Genomic DNA, 16139 nt, shown 5'->3' with positions numbered 1-16139 from the left:
CATGAAGCGTCACACCATCGAGCCCCGCCCCGGCTGGCAGCAGATCGTCGAGGAGCAGGGCCTCATCTACCCGCTCACCCGCTACCCGGACGGCACCCTGCGCCCGTACTGGGACGAGAGCGCGTACTACGAGTTCTCGCTGCCCGAGGTCGAGGCGCTGGAAGAGGTCGTCGAGGAACTGCACGCCATGTGCCTGGCCGCGGCCGCCCACATTGTCGAGCAGGATCGTTTCGCCGATCTCGGCATCACCGACCCGAGGCTCGCCTCACTGATCGCCGAGTCCTGGCGGCGCCGGGCCGAACTCCCCTCCGTCTACGGGAGGTTCGACCTCCGCTACGACGGGACCGGCCCGGCCAAGATGCTGGAGTACAACGCCGACACCCCCACCTCCCTGGTGGAGGCCGCCAGCCCGCAGTGGTTCTGGATGGAGGACCGCTTCCCCGGCGCCGACCAGTGGAACTCCCTCCACGAACGCCTCGTCGACGCCTGGAAGCGGCAGGCCCCACTGCTGCCGCCCGGGCCGCTGCACTTCGTCCACTCCGACGGGGACGAGCTGGGCGAGGACCTGATGACCGTCGCGTATCTGCGCGAGACGGCCGAGCAGGCGGGGCTTGCCACCGAGGCACTCTCCGTCGAAAGGATCGGCTGGGACCGGCTGTCCGGGCGCTTCGTCGACGACCGGCTGCGCTTCATCCGCAGCTGCTTCAAGCTCTATCCGTGGGAGTGGCTGGTCACCGACCGCTTCGGGCCGCACGTCCTCGACACCCTGGACAACGGTGGCGGCACGGGCACCACCTGCTGGATCGAGCCCGCCTGGAAGATGCTGCTCTCCAACAAGGCGCTGCTGGCGATCCTCTGGGAGCTGAACCCGGGACACCCCAATCTGCTCCCCGCCTACCTCGACGGCCCGCGCGAACTCGCCGCCGAGCGGGGCTATGTCGCCAAGCCGCTGCTCGGCCGCGAGGGCGCGGGCGTCACGATCCATGAGGCGGGCGATGCCCCCGTGGTCCGCGAAGAGTCCTGCTGCTACCAGGAGCTGGCCCCGCTGCCGGACTTCGAAGGCAACCGCGTGGTGCTCGGCGCTTGGGTCGTCGAGGACGAGGCGGCGGGTCTCGGCATCCGGGAATCGGCGGGGCTGGTGACGGACGAGTACGCCCGCTTCCTGCCCCACGTCATCCTCTGACCCGGACCCGGACCCGGACCCGGACCCGGACCCGGACCCGGACCCGGACCCGGACCCGGACCCGGACTGGGGCCCGGACCGGGGCCGGGGCGCTACGCGTCCAGGACCGCCCTGAGCTGGTCCAGGCCCCAGTCCAGGTCCTCCTTGCTGATCACCAGCGGCGGGGCGATCCGGATCGTGGAACCGTGGGTGTCCTTCACCAGGACCCTGCGGTCCATCAGCTTCTCGGAGATCTCCCGGCCGGTGCCGTGGCTCGGCACGATGTCGACGCCCGCCCACAGCCCGCGGCCGCGCACCGCCTCCACCGCGCCGCCGCCCGTCAACAGGCCGAGCTCGTGGTGGAGATGCTCGCCCAGCTCGGTGGCGCGCTGCTGGAACTCGCCGGTGCGCAGCATCGCGATCACCTCCAGGGCCACCGCGCAGGCGAGCGGATTGCCGCCGAAGGTCGAGCCGTGCTCACCGGGGCGGTAGACGCCGAGCACCTCATTGGAGGAGACGACCGCCGACACCGGCACCACACCGCCGCCGAGCGCCTTGCCCAGCACATACATGTCCGGCACGACACCCTCGTGCTCGCAGGCGAAGGTACGGCCGGTCCGCCCGAGGCCGGACTGGATCTCGTCCGCGATGAAGAGCACGTTCCGCTCGCGGGTCAGCTGCCTCACCCGCGGCAGATATCCGGCCGGCGGCACCAGCACCCCGGCCTCACCCTGGATCGGCTCCAGCAGCACCGCCACGGTGTTCGCGCTCATCGCAGCCTCGAGAGCGGTCAGGTCCCCGTACGGAACGATCTCGAAGCCCGGGGTGTACGGACCGAAGTCCGCGCGCGCCTCATGGTCCGTCGAGAAGCTGATGATGGTGGTCGTGCGGCCGTGGAAGTTGTTGGCGGCGACGATGATCTTCGCTTGGTTGGGCGGGACGCCCTTGACCTTGTAGCCCCATTTCCGGGCGGTCTTCACGGCGGTCTCCACCGCCTCCGCCCCGGTGTTCATCGGCAGCACCATCTCCATGTCGCACAACTCGGCGAGCTGTGTACAGAAGTCGGCGAACCGGTCGTGGTGGAACGCGCGGGAGGTGAGCGTGACTCTCTCCAGCTGTGCCTTGGCGGCGTCGATCAGCCGGCGGTTTCCGTGGCCGAAGTTGAGCGCCGAGTACCCGGCGAGCATGTCGAGGTAGCGGCGCCCCTCGACATCGGTCATCCACGCGCCGTCCGCCGAGGCGACGACAACGGGAAGCGGGTGGTAGTTGTGCGCACTGTGCGCCTCCGCAGAGGCAATGGCACTCTCCGATGCAGACACGGGATCTCCGTTCACGTAGAGACAAGGCATCCGGCGTGGGGCGGGGTGTGCCCCTGTTTCTATCGTCGCTCGCATGGTGGACGAAGAAACCTTGCTTCAGGGCGTGACCGCTAGGCTGGACAGTACGCACGGCGACTGGCGTACGGGGAAGTAACCCCGAGGGAACCGCGCGCGGAAGATCACACGAGGTGCCGCCCGCCTGGGCACCCCGGGACTCGTCCCGTGGTGCTGCCCGTCCCCTGCCCGGCCTGCCCGGCAAGGGGTCCCGAGCCGCACCCCGGGACCACGACCGAGCAGACGGATCGCCCCCGGAGGACACCATGACTCTTCCCCTGCCCCACCCGGCACTCTCCGCCGCCGACCCCGAACTGGCGGCCCTGATCGGCGACGAGGAGCGGCTTCAGGCCGACACCCTGCGCCTGATCCCCAGCGAGAACTATGTCTCCAGGGCCGTCCTGGAAGCCTCCGGCACCGTCCTGCAGAACAAGTACAGCGAGGGGTACCCCGGCCGCCGCTACTACGAGGGCCAGCAGAACATCGACAAGGTCGAGCTGCTCGCCATCGCCCGCGCCAAGCAGCTCTTCGGCGTCGAGCACGCCAATGTCCAGCCCTACTCCGGCTCCCCGGCCAACCTCGCCGTCTATCTCGCCTTCGCCGAGCCCGGCGACACCGTGATGGGCATGGCCCTGCCGATGGGCGGCCACCTCACCCACGGCTGGGGCGTATCGGCCACCGGCAAGTGGTTCCGCGGCGTCCAGTACGGCGTACGCCAGGACACCGGCCTGATCGACTTCGACGAGGTGCGCGAGCTCGCGCTCAAGGAACGCCCGAAGCTCATCTTCTGCGGCGGCACCGCGCTGCCCCGCACCATCGACTTCGCGGCCTTCGGGGAGATCGCCCAGGAGTCCGGCGCCATCCTGGTCGCCGATGTCGCGCACATCGCCGGCCTGATCGCCGGCGGTGCCCACCCCTCGCCGGTCCCGTACGCGGACGTGATCTCCACGACCACCCACAAGACCCTGCGCGGGCCGCGCGGCGCGATGCTGATGTCCCGCGAGGAGCACGCCAAGGCCATCGACAAGGCGGTCTTCCCCGGCCTCCAGGGCGGCCCGCACAACCAGACCACGGCCGCGATCGCGGTCGCCCTCAACGAGGCGGCTCAGCCCTCCTTCCGCACGTACGCCGAGTCGGTCGTCGCCAACGCCAAGGCACTCGCCGACGAACTGCTCGCCCGCGGCTTCGAACTGGTCTCCGGCGGCACCGACAACCACCTGATCCTGATGGACCTCACCCCCAAGAACGTCCCCGGCAAGGTGGCGGCGAAGGCGCTCGACCGGGCCGGAATCGTCGTCAACTACAACACCGTGCCGTACGACCCGAGGAAGCCCTTCGACCCCTCCGGTGTCCGCATCGGTACCCCCTCCCTCACCTCCCGCGGTCTCGGAACCCAGCACATGGCCGCCGTCGCCGAGTGGATCGACCGCGGTGTGACCGCGGCCGGCTCGGGTGACGAGGACGCGCTGGGAGAGATCCGCTCCGAGGTCGCGGAGCTGATGTCTGCGTACCCCGCGCCGGGCCTGAGCGCGTAGGGCAGTGACCGACTGAGCCCTCCGGGCGGGACGGGCTCCTCCGTGGTCCGTCCCGCCCGGGACCCGGCCTGACCGTCCAGCCGTCCAGCAGGCGCGGGCCAGGCTCCCGTGTGCTGCCGCCCCGCCCGAACGGCGGGCGCGGCAGCGGACTGTGTTCCTCGTCTCATTGACCACGATCCGCAGCAGCCATGGACGGAACGCGGCACCGTTCCGCAACCGCCCCGGCGACTGATACGCCTGCGCGATCACCGCAGCCTCTTCCTCGACGATGCGGCCCTACTCCGGACCGGCCTCCAGGGTCCCCTCCCGCGTCCTCACACCTTTCATACACCGGCGGCCGGAGATCGGTTCCGCACCTGAGAGAATGTTGTGCATGGCCTCAGACCGACCCCGCGCGCTCTCCGGTATCCAGCCCACCGCAGGCTCGTTCCACCTCGGGAACTACCTCGGAGCGATCCGCCAGTACGTGGCGCTGCAAGAGACCCACGACGCGTTCTACATGGTCGTGGACCTGCACGCGATCACCGTGCCGCAGGACCCGGCCGAGCTGCGCGCCAACACCCGGCTCGCGGCCGCCCAGCTGCTCGCCGCCGGTCTCGACCCCGAGCGCTGCACGCTCTTCATCCAGAGCCATGTCCCCGAGCACGCCCAGCTCGGCTGGATCATGAACTGCCTCACCGGCTTCGGCGAGGCCTCCCGGATGACGCAGTTCAAGGACAAGTCCGCCAAGCAGGGCGCCGACCGGGCCACGGTCGGCCTGTTCACCTACCCGATCCTGCAGGTCGCGGACATCCTGCTGTACCAGGCCAACGCCGTCCCGGTGGGCGAGGACCAGCGTCAGCACATCGAGCTCACCCGTGACCTCGCCGAGCGCTTCAACGCCCGTTTCGGCGACACCTTCACCGTCCCGGCGCCGCACATCGTCAAGGAGGTCGCGAAGATCTACGACCTTCAGGACCCGTCGATCAAGATGAGCAAGTCGGCGTCCACCCCCAAGGGTCTGATCAACCTGCTCGACGAGCCCAAGGCGACGGCCAAGAAGGTCAAGAGCGCGGTCACCGACACCGACACCGTCATCCGGTTCGACCCGGTGAACAAGCCGGGCGTCTCCAACCTCCTGACCATCCACTCCACCCTCACCGGCAAGACCGTCGCCGAGCTGGAGGCGGAGTATGAGGGCAAGATGTACGGAGCGCTCAAGACAGACCTCGCCGACATCATGGTGGAATTCGTCACTCCGTTCCGCACCCGTACCCAGGAATATCTGGACGACCCCGAGACGCTGGACTCGATCCTGGCCAAGGGTGCGGAGAAGGCCCGCGCGGTCGCGGCCGAGACCCTGGCCGCCGCTTACGACAAGGTGGGGTTCCTTCCCGCGAAGCACTGAGTGCGTTCTGATTCCGTACTGAGTCATCACCGAATCGGCACTGTGTCCAAGGCCTCTGGCCACATACGCCGTGCAGCCGCCACACTGGCGGCTGCACACCTACCCGCAGACGACTGAGGAGAACGACGTGGGGACCGTAACGCTCGGCGTTTCGATCGCGGTCCCGGAGCCCTATGGCAGCCTGCTCCAGGAGCGGCGCGCGGGCTTCGGGGATCCCGCCGCGCACGGCATTCCGACCCACGTCACGCTCCTGCCGCCGACCGAGGTCGACGCAGAGGCCCTGCCCGCGATCGAGGCGCATCTCGCCAGGGTCGCGGCGACCGGCCGGCCGTTCCCGATGCGGCTCAGCGGCACCGGAACATTCCGCCCCCTCTCACCCGTCGTGTTCGTCCAGGTCGTCGAGGGCGCGGCCGCCTGCACCTGGCTGCAGAAGCGGGTGCGGGACGCGTCCGGGCCGCTGGTGCGTGAGCTGCAGTTCTCGTACCACCCGCATGTGACGGTGGCGCACGGCATCGCCGAGGAGGCGATGGACCGCGCGTACGAGGCGCTGTCCGAGTACGAGGCGTCCTGGACCTGCGCCTCCTTCGCGCTGTACGAGCAGGGAGCGGACGGGGTGTGGCGCAAGCTCCACGAGTACGCCTTCGGGGGCGGCATCGTGGCCGTGCCCGCCCAGGGCTCCCCGGTGGACGAGCCCGCCGCCACCCCCTGACCCCGGGATCCGCAGCCACCCCCTGACCGCGCTCCGCAGCCCAGGGCGGCCCTCACAGCGGCAGTCTGCGGAACAGCGGGCGCGGCACATGCCGCAGCGCCGACATCACCACACGCAGCGCCCCCGGCACCCACACCGTCTCCGATCTGCGTCGCAGCCCGAGCTCGACAGCCGTGGCGACGGCCCCGGGGGTGGTGGCCAGCGGCGCCTGAGGCAGCCCCGCCGTCATCTTCGTACGGACGAATCCGGGGCGTACGACCATGACGTGCACGCCCGTCCCGTGCATCGCGTCCCCCAGCCCCTGTGCGAAGGCGTCCAGGCCCGCCTTGCTGGAGCCGTAGATGAAGTTCGCGCGGCGGGCGCGCTCGCCCGCCACCGAGGAGAGCACCACCAGCGAGCCGTGCCCCTGGTTCTGCAGGGCCGCCGCGCACACCAGTGAGGCCGAGACCGCCCCGGTGTAGTTGATCTGCGCGACCCGGACGGCGGCCGGCGGGTCGGCCTCGTCGTTCGCCTGGTCGCCGAGGACGCCGAAGGCCAGCAGCACCATGTCGATGTCGCCCTCGGCGAAGATCTTCCCCAGCACCTCTTCGTGCGCGGCACAGTCCAGCGCGTCGAAGGCGACCGTGCGGACGTCGGCCCCGAGGCTGCGGAGCCCGCTCGCCGCGTCTTCGAGGGAGGGGGCGTGGTGGCCGGCCAGCCAGACCGTGCGGGTGCGCCGGGCGATCAGCCGCCGGGCGACGGCCAGGCCGATCTCCGACGTACCGCCGAGGACGAGGAGGGACTGCGGGGAGCCAAAGGCGTTCTTCACGGGTGGTGCTCCTTAGAGGGAGAGACGGCGGGAGAGGTCGGAGGTGAAGACTCCGCGGGGGTCGAGAGCGGCCCGCAGGGCACGGAATTCGGGCAGTCGTGGATACATCCACGCGAGCAGTTCCGGACGCAGCCTGGAGTCCTTCGCCAGGTAGACCCGGCCGCCCGCCGCCGCGACCTCCTCGTCCAGCTCGTCCAGGAACGCGCCGAGTCCGGGCAGCCGGGCCGGGATGTCCAGCGCGAGCGTCCAGCCGGGCAGCGGGAACGACAGCCAGCCGGGATCGCCTGCGCCGAAGCGCTTGAGGACCGCCAGGAACGAAGGGCACCGGCGCCGCGAGATCCGGCGCACGATCCGGCGCAGGGCGTCCTCCTGTCCGTACCCGACGACGAACTGGTACTGGACGAAGCCGCCGCGGCCGTAGATCCGGTTCCAGTGCGGGAGGCCGTCCAGCGGGTGGAAGAAGGCCGCCAACGTCTGCAGCTCGCCGGTGCGCGAGCGGGGCGCCCTGCGGTACCAGAGCTCGTTGAAGAGCCCTACGGTGGTGCGTCCGAGCAGCCCTTCCGGTACGAGTGAGGGGGCGGCCGGCAGCGTCCGGGGGCGGAAGGCGAGCGGCGTGCTCCGGGCGCGCGGAGGCAGGGCTTCCAGCGGGGCGTGCTCGCCGCGGCTGAGGACCGAGCGCCCCAGCGCACGCCCACGCGCGAGGAGATCGATCCACGCGACCGAGTACCGGTAGCGGTGGTCGCTCGCGGTGAGCCTGGCCATCAAGTCGTCCAGGTCGGCGGTCCGTTCGGTGTCCACGGACATCAGGGACGTCTCTACGGGGTGCAGCTGGACGGTCGCCGAGAGGATCAGGCCGGTCAGGCCCATGCCACCCGTCGTCGCGTCGAAGAGGTCCGTGCCGGGCAGCACCGTCCGTACGAAGCCGTCCGCCGTCAGCAGTTCCAGCGAGCGCACATGGCGCGAGAAGGAGCCGCACACATGGTGGTTCTTGCCGTGGATGTCGGCGCCGACGGCCCCGCCGACCGTGACATGGCGGGTCCCGGGTGTCACCGGCACGAACCAGCCGAGCGGCAGCAGCACCTCCATCAGCCGTTGCAGGCTCACGCCGGCGTCGCACACGACGACGCCCGCTTCGGCGTCGATGGTGCGGATGCGGTCGAGGGCGGTCATGTCGAGGACGGCTCCGCCCGCGTTCTGCGCCGCGTCTCCGTACGCCCGTCCGAGGCCGCGCGCGATGCCGCCGCGCGCCCCCCAGTCCCGCACCGCCGCGACGGCCTCCTCAGGTGTACGGGGACGCAGCAGCCGGGCCGTCGTCGGGGCCGTCCGGCCCCAGCCGGTGAGGGACACCAACTCGGTGCGCGCAGCGGCACTTGTGTCGGTGGTGCGGGTCTCGGCAACCATGTCCGAGACGTTATAGCCGCCTATGCCCGCATTTGGCGGTACCTCGCAGGACTCGCCGAAATGGGTGATTAAACGAGTGTCATCAAAGATGGACGTGAAAGTCCGCCGATCGCCGAGAAGAGTCGCCCCTGGCTCATGAGAGCTCATGAGAAGGGGTGGCAGATGAGATACGTGGACTGCGCGGCCGCGGAGCGGCGGCTGCTGGCGGCGCTGCGCGACTGCGGGCGGCAGCCTCGGATCGCCGCTGCCGCCCGCGCGCTCTCCGTCACCGGCGAGCACGGCGCGCTCTGGCTCGCCGCCGGACTCGTGGGCGCGGCGGCCGACCGCGAGCGGCGCGGGGCCTGGCTGCGGGCCACCGCCCTGGTCGGCGCGGCGCATCTGGCCAGCATCGGCGTCAAGGCTGCCGTACGCCGCCCCCGCCCCCAACTCCCCGTCGGCGAGCCTCTCGTCCGTACCGTGGGCCGCCACTCCTTCCCCAGCTCACACGCCACGTCCGCGGCCGCTGCCGCCGTGGCCTTCGGTGTGCTGCGCCCGGCCGGACGCCGGCTGGCGCCGCCGCTGGCCGCCGCGATGTGCGTGTCCCGGCTTGTCGTCGGCGTCCACTATCCGACGGACATCGCGGCGGGTGCCATGCTCGGCGGGCTCGCGGTCCGTCTCGGCGCCCGCTGGATGACAGGTCCCCGCTGGGGCGCGCCGGAAGGCGGGCCTCAGGCGCCGCCGAGGCCGGCTTTCCGGGGGCGGCATGGCTGAGCGCGGCAGCGCGCTGCTGAAGCGGTCCGAACGGCCCCGGCGGCCCCCACGGCCCGCGCCGCGCCGGGCCGTCGGCCTGCCCCTCGGCCTGCTCAGAACCGCGCGCCCGCGCCAGTGGATCAAGAACGCCCTCGTCGTGGCCGCCCCCGCCGCAGCCGGAGACCTGGGCTCCAGGCGTACCGCCGGTCAACTGGCCCTCGTCTTCGTCCTGTTCACCGCGGCAGCCGCGGCGGTCTACCTCGTCAACGACGCCCGCGACCGCGAAGCCGACCGCGCCCACCCCGTCAAGCGCAGACGTCCCGTCGCCGCCGGGGACGTGCCCGTGGCCGTCGCGTACACGATGGGCGCCCTGCTCGCAGCCGTCGCGATCACCGGAGCGGCAGTCCTGTGCAACGCCATGACGGGCGCCCTGCTCACCGCCTATCTGTCGATGCAACTCGCGTACTGCCTCTGGCTCAAGCATGTGCTCGTCGTCGATCTGGCGGTCGTGACCACCGGATTCCTGATGCGTGCGATGACCGGCGGGGTTGCGCTCGCCATCCCGCTGTCCCGCTGGTTCCTGATCACCACCGGCTTCGGCGCGCTGTTCATCGTGGCGGCCAAGCGGTACTCGGAAGCCGTGCAGATGGAGGGCAGCAAGGGCGCGACCCGGGCGCTGCTCAATGAGTACACGACCGGCTATCTGCGCTTCGTCTGGCAGCTCGCGGCCGGTGTCGCCGTGCTCGCCTACTGCCTGTGGGCCCTGGAGAGCGGCGGAGTGGCCGCCCAGGCGCTGCTGCCCTGGCGGCAGCTGTCGATGATCCCGTTCATCCTGGCGGTGCTGCGCTACGCGGTCTTCGCGGACCGCGGCACGGCCGGCGCGCCCGAGGACGTGGTGCTGCACGACCGGGCGCTCGCCGTCGTCGGACTCGTCTGGGCCGCGATGTACGGACTGGCGGTCGCCGACCTGTGAAGCCCGTCGGGTGGTCCGAGCTGGGCTCTTTCGCACTGGTCGGAGGCTGCGCGTACGCCGCCGATCTGGCCGTTTTCGTATGGCTGCGCGGCCCGCTCGGCTGGGAGCCGCTGACCGCGAAGGCCCTCTCCTTCCTCGCCGGGTGCACCGTCGCCTACCTCGGCAACGCCTTGGGGACCTACCGGCGCAGAAGGATGGACCTCCGGGAGTGCGCCGTCTTCTTCGGCGTCAATCTCGCGGGCGCGCTCGTCCAACTGCTCTGTCTCGTCGTCTCGCACCACGGCCTCGGACTCACCTCGGGGCGCGCGGACACCGTGTCCGGGCTCGGCGTCGGCATGCTCCTCGCCACCTGCCTGCGATTCTGGGGAACCCGGACACTTGTATTCCGCGCAGAGGGTACGCGTACGACATGGACTGGCTGACCAAACTCCCCGTCGTCGGACCGCTGGTCGCACGACTGATGAAGACCCATGCCTGGCGCTCGTACGAGACACTCGACCGGGTGCACTGGACGCGGCTCGCCGCCGCGATCACCTTCATCAGCTTTCTCGCGCTCTTCCCGCTGATCACGGTGGCCGCGGCGATCGGCGCCGCGCTGCTCGACCAGGAGCAGCTGACCAAGCTCGAGGACAGGATCAGCGAGCAGGTGCCGGGCATCTCCGACCAGCTCGACATCAACTCCCTGGTCGCCAACGCCGGCACGATCGGAGTCGTCGCGGGCGCCCTGCTGCTCGTGACCGGCATCGGCTGGGTCGGTTCGCTGCGGGACTGCCTGCGGGCGGTCTGGGAGCTGGACGACGAGGACGAGGGCAATCCCGTCCTGCGCAAGCTCAAGGACGGGGGCGTACTGCTCGGGCTCGGCGCGACCGCAGTCACCTCGATCGCGGCGTCGACGCTCGCCTCCACCGCCGTCGGCTGGAGTGCCGACCGGCTCGGCATCGACAAGGGCGGAGCCAGCGGCGTATTGCTGCAGGCCGTGGCCATCGCGATCGCCGTCGTCGCCGACTTCCTGGTGCTGCTCTATCTGCTGACGCTGCTGCCGGGCGTGCAGCCGCCGCGCCGCCGCCTGATGGTGGCCGCGCTGATGGGAGCGGTCGGCTTCGAACTGCTCAAACTGCTGCTCAGCGGCTATATCCAGGGTGTCGCCGGGAAGAGCATGTACGGGGCGTTCGGCGTCCCGGTCGCCCTGCTGCTGTGGATCAACTTCAGCGCGAAGCTGCTGCTGTTCTGCGCCGCGTGGACGGCGACGCAGAGCAAGCAGACGGCGGACGGGACTCCCCCGGAACGGCCAGGACCTAGCGGCGGCGCAGCGGCCAGCGCCGGTTGACCAGGAAGACCCCGGCCGCCAGCACCACCAGCACCCCACCGATGATGCCGAGCGCGGTACCGATGCCGCCGGAGCTGTGCTTGGCGGCGGCTGTCTTGGCCGGAGCGCCCTTGCCCGCGGGCTGTGCGCCCCCCGAGTCGGGCAGGGTCGCGGACTTCGGCGGGACCAGTTCACCGACCGGCTTGACCTTGCCGGCCGCCGCGAAGCCCCAGTCGAGCAGCCGGGCAGCCTCCTGGTAGACGGCCTGGCTCTCGCCGGAGTCCGGGTTCATGACGGTGACGAGCAGCACCTTGCCGTTCCGCTCGGCGACGCCGGTGAAGGTCGCGCCCGCGTGTGTCGTGTTGCCGTTCTTGACGCCGGCGATGCCCTTGTACGGAGTGACGCCGTCGTCGCCGGTCAGCAGCCGGTTGGTGTTCTGGATCTCGAAGTAGTCGCGCTTGCTGCCCGGCACCTTCTCGCCGGGGAACATGGCGCGGGGCGTCGAGCAGTACTCCCGGAAGTCCTTCTTCTGCATACCGCTGCGGGCGATGAGGGTGAGGTCGTACGCGGAGGAGACCTGGCCGTCTGCGTCATAGCCGTCGGGCGAGACGACATGGGTGTCGAGGGCCTGCAGCTCGTCGGCGTGGGCCTGCATGTCCTGGACGGTCTTGGGGACGCCGCCGTTCATCGAGGCCAGCACATGCACGGCGTCGTTGCCGGAACGGAGGAAAACGCCGAGCCACAGATCGTGGACGGAGTAGGTGTGGTCCTCCTTGACCCCCACCAGGCTGCTGCCCTCGCCGACGTCCGCGAGCTCGGCGTCGGTGACCTTGTGGATCTCGGTCTTGGGCAGCCGGGGCAGCACGGTGTCCGCGAACAGCATCTTGAGCGTGGAGGCCGGGGGCAGCCGCCAGTGGGCGTTGTTCGAGGCGAGCACGTCGCCGCTCTCCGCGTCCGCGACGATCCAGGACCGGCCGCTCAGCTCGGCGGGCAGTACGGGCGCACCGGGGCCGAGGCTGACCTGGACGCCGGCCATGCCGAGCTGGGTGCCGCCGACGGTGGACATGGAGGCCGGCGGGTTGGGCTGCTGCTTTCTTCCTGGTTTGTCGTCATGGGTGTCCGCGGTCGCGGGTGCGACGGTGAGTGCGGGCAGCAACACAGCGGCGGCGACCGTCAGCGCGGTCTTCTTCGAGGCAGACACGGACGAGAACGTACATCGCCAAGCAGAAAATATGCTTATCGGCTCGATGACCCGCCGGAAGTAACGCCGGGACAGCCCACCCCGGAGGACCCGGTCGGAGGACGGACGCGATACTGAGTCCATGAAGCTCAGCCGCTCTGCCTCCTGGTTCCTGCTCGCGTTCGGGGTGTGGAGCTGGTTCATCTGGATCACTTTCGTCAAGAACCTCTGGAAGGACGGCAGCGGGCTCGCCTTCGACGACTCGGGGAACCCGACCGGGTATTTCTGGGTCCACCTGCTGCTCGCCATTACGTCCTTTGTCTTGGGGACGGTCGTCGGCGTCATCGGGTTGCGCGGCGTACGCGCAATGGGCGCAACGCGCGCCAAGGAATAGGGGAGCGGTTCGTGCTGGTGGTCGTCCTGCTCGTGGTGGTAGCGGTTGTCGCCCTGCTGGCGGGGGTGCACTGGTACGTCTGGCGACGCCTGGTCCGCGACACGACCGCACCGGGCGGGGTGGCCCGGCGGGTGGGCACGACGGCGGTGTGGGTGCTGCCGCTGCTGTCGGTGGGGGCGCTGGTGTCGGGGCGGGCGGGGGCGCCGTTCTGGGTCCAGCGGGTGGTGGCGTGGCCGGGGTATCTGTGGCTGGCCGTGCTGCTGTATCTGGTGCTGGCGTTGGTGGTGGGCGAGGCTGTACGGCCGGTGCTGCGGGGGGTGCTGGGGCGTCGGGCCGGGGTGAGCGGCTCCGGGACGCCCGCCGCGGGCTTCGGCGCGGCGCCTGAGACCGACCGGCCTGAGACCGACCGGCCTGAGACCGACCGGCCTGTGGCCGTCGGCGCAGCCGCGCAGGCCACGGACGACAAGGCCACCGCTCTGGCGACGGCGCAGGAGATCGCCCCGGCTCTGGATGCCGGAGCGGTCCGTACCGACATGGGAAGCGAAGCCGTCCGTACCGCGGACGTCGCGGGTGCGCGGCCCGGGGTCTCGCGGCGGATGTTTGTGAGCCGGATCGTCGGGGGCGGTGCCGCCGCCGTCGCCCTCGGCACGGTTGGGTACGGAACGTACGGCGTCCTCCGTGGACCTCGTGTCAAGCGGGTCACCGTTCCTCTCGCCAGGCTTCCCCGTGCCGCCCACGGGTTCCGGATCGCCGTCGTCAGTGACATCCACCTCGGGCCCGTCCTCGGCCGCGCCCACACCCAGCGGATCGTCGACACCATCAACGCCACATCGCCCGATCTGGTCGCCGTCGTCGGTGATCTCGTCGACGGGAGCGTTGCCGATCTCGGGCCCGCCGCCGAACCCCTCGCCCAGTTGGGGGCACGGCACGGGGCATTCTTCGTGACGGGGAATCACGAGTACTTCTCGGGGGCCGAGGCGTGGGTCGAGCACGTCCGCGAGCTCGGGCTGCACCCCCTGCGGAACGAGCGCGTCGAGATCGGCGGATTCGACCTCGCCGGGGTCAACGACGTCGCCGGCGAGAGCGAGGGCGACGGGCCCGACTTCGCCAAGGCGCTCGGCGACCGGGACCGCCGCCGCGCGTCCGTGCTGCTCGCGCATCAGCCCGTCGTCATCCATGACGCCGTCGAGCACGGCGTCGACCTTCAGCTGTCCGGCCACACCCACGGCGGTCAGCTCTGGCCGGGCAACCACCTCGCCGCCCTCGCCAATCCGACCGTCGCCGGCCTTGAACGCTACGGCGACACCCAGCTGTATGTGACCCGGGGCGCCGGTGCCTGGGGCCCGCCCGTGCGCGTGGGGGCGCCCTCGGACATCACCGTCGTACAGCTCGCGTCCCGCACGGCGTAAAGAGCCAGCGTGTAAATACCCGGCGCGTAAAGACCCTGGGGGTAAAGCCTCGAAGGCGGCAAGGCATAGCCGAGGTCAAAGTTGGCTGTGAGCACTTCTGCTTTCCTCCTTCCGGCGACGGCCCTGTGATTGGCTGAACGCGCCAAATCACGAACCGGGGTGGGCGTGAAGGGAAGCTCGGGCGATGCAATCGATCCGTCTTCGTTTATTGGTCATGTGCGTGGTGCTTGTGACCGCGGCTGTGGGGGGCTGGCAGTTACTGCCGTCCGGTGCGGACAAGAAGGCCGCGGTGACCGTGGGCACAACCGACGTCGTCACCTCCCTCGACCCCGCCGGGGCCTACGACGCGGGCTCCTGGGCCATGTACAGCAACGTCTTTCAGACGCTCCTCACTTTCAGACCCAGCGGCGTGACCCCTGTCCCCGACGCCGCCAGCAGCTGTAAGTTCACCGGGATCAAGCTCCAGACCTACCAGTGCGAACTGCGCGACGACCTCACCTTTGCGAATGGCCGGAAGATCACTGCCGAGGACGTGAAGTACTCCTTCGAGCGGATGCTGCGCATCAAGTCGGACGTCGGCCCGCAGCCCCTCTTCGCGACCCTCAAGAACGTCGTCGCCAAGGGCCGGACGGTGACCTTCAACCTCACCACCCGTGACTCCACCTTTCCGCAGAAGCTCGCCACCGGTGCGGGGGCGATCGTGGACCGCACCCGGTACCCGGAGAAGAGCCTGCGCCAGGGCTCAGCGGTGGACGGTTCGGGACCGTACGTGCTGAAGGAGTACGAGCCCGGCGTCAGGGCCCGTCTCGTACCCAACCCCAGATACAAGGGCGCGCTGACGAAGACCGGCGGGCCCGTGGTGATCCGCTACTTCAAGGGTGCCGACGAGCTCGCGGCGGCCTGGCAGGCTCAGCAGCTCGACGTCACCCACCGCCAGCTGCCCGCCACGTACCTCGCCGGGCTCGACCCGAGCGACTCGGCCGTGCGCGTCAGCGAGTCGGAGAGCGCGGAGATCCGCAATCTCGTCTTCAACTTACGGCCGGGGTCGCCGATGGCGAACAAGGCGGTACGGCAGGCCGTCGCCGCGGTCATCGACCGCCCCAAAGTGGTCACTTCCGTCTATCACTCCACCGTGCAGCCGCTCTACTCCCTGATCCCGCAGGGGACCCTCGGGCACACCAACTCCTTCTTCGACGCCTATCCGAAACCCAGTACCGAGCGCGCCAGGCAACTGCTCAACGCGGCGGGCATCACTGCCCCACTGAGTTTCACGCTGGTGCACCGGGCGGACAGCGGCCCGGCGCAGGAGGCGGCCGAACTGCGCCGGCAGTTGGAGGCGACCAAGCTGTTCAAGGTGAAGGTCGTCGCCCAGGACTGGACGGTCTTCCAGAAGGGGTACGCGGACGGCAAGTACGACGCGTACACCGTCGGCTGGATCCCGGACTTCCCGGACCCCGACAACTTCAGCCAGCCCCTCGTCGGCACGGACTCGACCCTCCACAACGGTTATCGGAGCAAGGCCGTCGACAGGCTGATCGCCTCCACTCAGCAGTACAGCGAACGCGCCCGCGCCACCGAGGACTTCAAGTCGCTGCAGCGGGAGATCGCCAAGGATGTGCCGCTGCTGCCGCTGTGGCAGCAGAAGGACTACGTACTGAGCAGCGAGAACGTCAGTGGCGCGCAGTATCTGTCGGACGGCACCGGCGTCTGGCGGCTGTGGGAGCTCGGCTGGATCTGACGGCGCAACCCCCCACTGAGCACCCTCACTGTCCA

At 70.2% G+C, this 16139-nt stretch carries 15 protein-coding genes and 1 riboswitch; of the genes, 11 read left to right on the top strand and 4 right to left on the bottom strand.

The genetic code is table 11. The features are described 5' to 3' along the window. Nucleotide 1: 1 nt before the first annotated feature. Complete coding sequence (locus OG729_RS15595; protein WP_360871740.1) at nucleotides 2-1183, top strand: glutathionylspermidine synthase family protein; 1182 nt, start codon at nucleotides 2-4, stop codon at nucleotides 1181-1183. Between the two features lie 92 nt (nucleotides 1184-1275). Here OG729_RS15595 and rocD read toward each other — a convergent pair whose 3' ends face one another. Next, complete coding sequence (gene rocD / locus OG729_RS15590) at nucleotides 1276-2481, bottom strand: ornithine--oxo-acid transaminase (protein ID WP_360871738.1); 1206 nt, start codon at nucleotides 2479-2481, stop codon at nucleotides 1276-1278. A gap of 121 nt (nucleotides 2482-2602) precedes the next feature. Continuing rightward, a riboswitch (ZMP/ZTP riboswitch) is annotated at nucleotides 2603-2693 on the top strand. 108 nt (nucleotides 2694-2801) lie between these two features. On the opposite strand from rocD, the gene glyA reads away from it, so the two are divergent. From glyA to OG729_RS15575, 3 genes are all read left to right on the top strand, one after another. After that, entirely contained in the window at nucleotides 2802-4070 is a 1269-nt protein-coding gene (glyA, locus tag OG729_RS15585; protein ID WP_360871735.1) for a serine hydroxymethyltransferase, read from the top strand. Nucleotides 4071-4443: 373 nt separating this feature from the next. Further along, nucleotides 4444-5457, top strand: coding sequence for a tryptophan--tRNA ligase (trpS, locus tag OG729_RS15580; protein ID WP_360871732.1), 1014 nt, complete (start codon nucleotides 4444-4446; stop codon nucleotides 5455-5457). Between the two features lie 127 nt (nucleotides 5458-5584). After that, nucleotides 5585-6166, top strand: a complete 582-nt coding sequence (locus OG729_RS15575) for a 2'-5' RNA ligase family protein (RefSeq protein ID WP_360871729.1) — start codon at nucleotides 5585-5587, stop codon at nucleotides 6164-6166. Between the two features lie 52 nt (nucleotides 6167-6218). On the opposite strand, the gene OG729_RS15570 is transcribed toward OG729_RS15575, so the two are convergent. Together OG729_RS15570 and OG729_RS15565 are read right to left on the bottom strand one after the other, a co-directional pair. After that, nucleotides 6219-6974 carry a decaprenylphospho-beta-D-erythro-pentofuranosid-2-ulose 2-reductase gene (locus OG729_RS15570; RefSeq protein ID WP_360871727.1) on the bottom strand — a complete coding sequence of 252 codons (756 nt, stop codon included), beginning with the start codon at nucleotides 6972-6974 and terminating at the stop codon, nucleotides 6219-6221. 12 nt (nucleotides 6975-6986) lie between these two features. Continuing rightward, nucleotides 6987-8375, bottom strand: coding sequence for an FAD-binding protein (locus tag OG729_RS15565; protein ID WP_405806614.1), 1389 nt, complete (start codon nucleotides 8373-8375; stop codon nucleotides 6987-6989). Nucleotides 8376-8537: 162 nt separating this feature from the next. Between OG729_RS15565 and OG729_RS15560 the strand changes: the two genes are divergently transcribed. The 4 genes from OG729_RS15560 to OG729_RS15545 are packed head-to-tail and all read left to right on the top strand — an operon-like array spanning nucleotide 8538 to nucleotide 11404. Further along, entirely contained in the window at nucleotides 8538-9125 is a 588-nt protein-coding gene (locus tag OG729_RS15560; protein ID WP_405806612.1) for a phosphatase PAP2 family protein, read from the top strand. Beyond that, a complete protein-coding gene (locus OG729_RS15555; RefSeq protein ID WP_405806610.1) occupies nucleotides 9118-10077 on the top strand; it encodes a decaprenyl-phosphate phosphoribosyltransferase in 960 nt (319 codons plus the stop codon). Before OG729_RS15560 ends, OG729_RS15555 begins: the two co-directional genes overlap by 8 nt. Then, on the top strand, nucleotides 10074-10499 hold the full coding sequence (locus OG729_RS15550) for a GtrA family protein (protein WP_405806609.1): 426 nt from the start codon (nucleotides 10074-10076) through the stop codon (nucleotides 10497-10499). Before OG729_RS15555 ends, OG729_RS15550 begins: the two co-directional genes overlap by 4 nt. After that, entirely contained in the window at nucleotides 10487-11404 is a 918-nt protein-coding gene (locus OG729_RS15545) for a YihY/virulence factor BrkB family protein (protein WP_405806608.1), read from the top strand. The genes OG729_RS15550 and OG729_RS15545 overlap by 13 nt, the downstream gene beginning before the upstream one ends. Here OG729_RS15545 and OG729_RS15540 read toward each other — a convergent pair. Then, nucleotides 11373-12584, bottom strand: a complete 1212-nt coding sequence (locus OG729_RS15540) for a D-alanyl-D-alanine carboxypeptidase (protein WP_360871711.1) — start codon at nucleotides 12582-12584, stop codon at nucleotides 11373-11375. The genes OG729_RS15545 and OG729_RS15540 overlap by 32 nt on opposite strands. A gap of 121 nt (nucleotides 12585-12705) precedes the next feature. Here OG729_RS15540 and OG729_RS15535 point away from each other — a divergent pair, with 121 nt between their 5' ends. The 3 genes from OG729_RS15535 to OG729_RS15525 all read left to right on the top strand — a co-directional run bounded on the left by OG729_RS15535 (nucleotide 12706) and on the right by OG729_RS15525 (nucleotide 16104). After that, nucleotides 12706-12957 (top strand): SCO4848 family membrane protein, encoded by a 252-nt coding sequence (locus OG729_RS15535; RefSeq protein ID WP_360871708.1) that lies wholly within the window; start codon nucleotides 12706-12708, stop codon nucleotides 12955-12957. Nucleotides 12958-12968: 11 nt separating this feature from the next. Further along, entirely contained in the window at nucleotides 12969-14366 is a 1398-nt protein-coding gene (locus OG729_RS15530; protein ID WP_405806606.1) for a metallophosphoesterase, read from the top strand. 184 nt (nucleotides 14367-14550) lie between these two features. Beyond that, on the top strand, nucleotides 14551-16104 hold the full coding sequence (locus OG729_RS15525) for an ABC transporter substrate-binding protein (protein WP_405806604.1): 1554 nt from the start codon (nucleotides 14551-14553) through the stop codon (nucleotides 16102-16104). Nucleotides 16105-16139: the final 35 nt, after the last annotated feature.

The organism is Streptomyces sp. NBC_00210, from assembly GCF_045160975.1.
Taxonomy (GTDB): Bacteria; Actinomycetota; Actinomycetes; order Streptomycetales; family Streptomycetaceae; genus Streptomyces.
This window is presented reverse-complemented; position numbering and strand designations above follow the sequence as displayed.

Excerpts from the sequence above, each read along its gene's own strand:
- trpS (WP_360871732.1), top strand. The coding sequence starts at position 4,444 with ATGGCCTCAGACCGACCCCGCGCGCTCTCCGGTATCCAGCCCACCGCA.
- OG729_RS15535 (WP_360871708.1), top strand. The coding sequence starts at position 12,706 with ATGAAGCTCAGCCGCTCTGCCTCCTGGTTCCTGCTCGCGTTCGGGGTG.
- OG729_RS15555 (WP_405806610.1), top strand. The coding sequence starts at position 9,118 with ATGGCTGAGCGCGGCAGCGCGCTGCTGAAGCGGTCCGAACGGCCCCGG.
- glyA (WP_360871735.1), top strand. The coding sequence starts at position 2,802 with ATGACTCTTCCCCTGCCCCACCCGGCACTCTCCGCCGCCGACCCCGAA.
- OG729_RS15595 (WP_360871740.1), top strand. The coding sequence starts at position 2 with ATGAAGCGTCACACCATCGAGCCCCGCCCCGGCTGGCAGCAGATCGTC.
- OG729_RS15560 (WP_405806612.1), top strand. The coding sequence starts at position 8,538 with ATGAGATACGTGGACTGCGCGGCCGCGGAGCGGCGGCTGCTGGCGGCG.
- OG729_RS15545 (WP_405806608.1), top strand. The coding sequence starts at position 10,487 with ATGGACTGGCTGACCAAACTCCCCGTCGTCGGACCGCTGGTCGCACGA.
- OG729_RS15565 (WP_405806614.1), bottom strand. The coding sequence starts at position 8,375 with ATGGTTGCCGAGACCCGCACCACCGACACAAGTGCCGCTGCGCGCACC.
- OG729_RS15525 (WP_405806604.1), top strand. The coding sequence starts at position 14,551 with ATGCAATCGATCCGTCTTCGTTTATTGGTCATGTGCGTGGTGCTTGTG.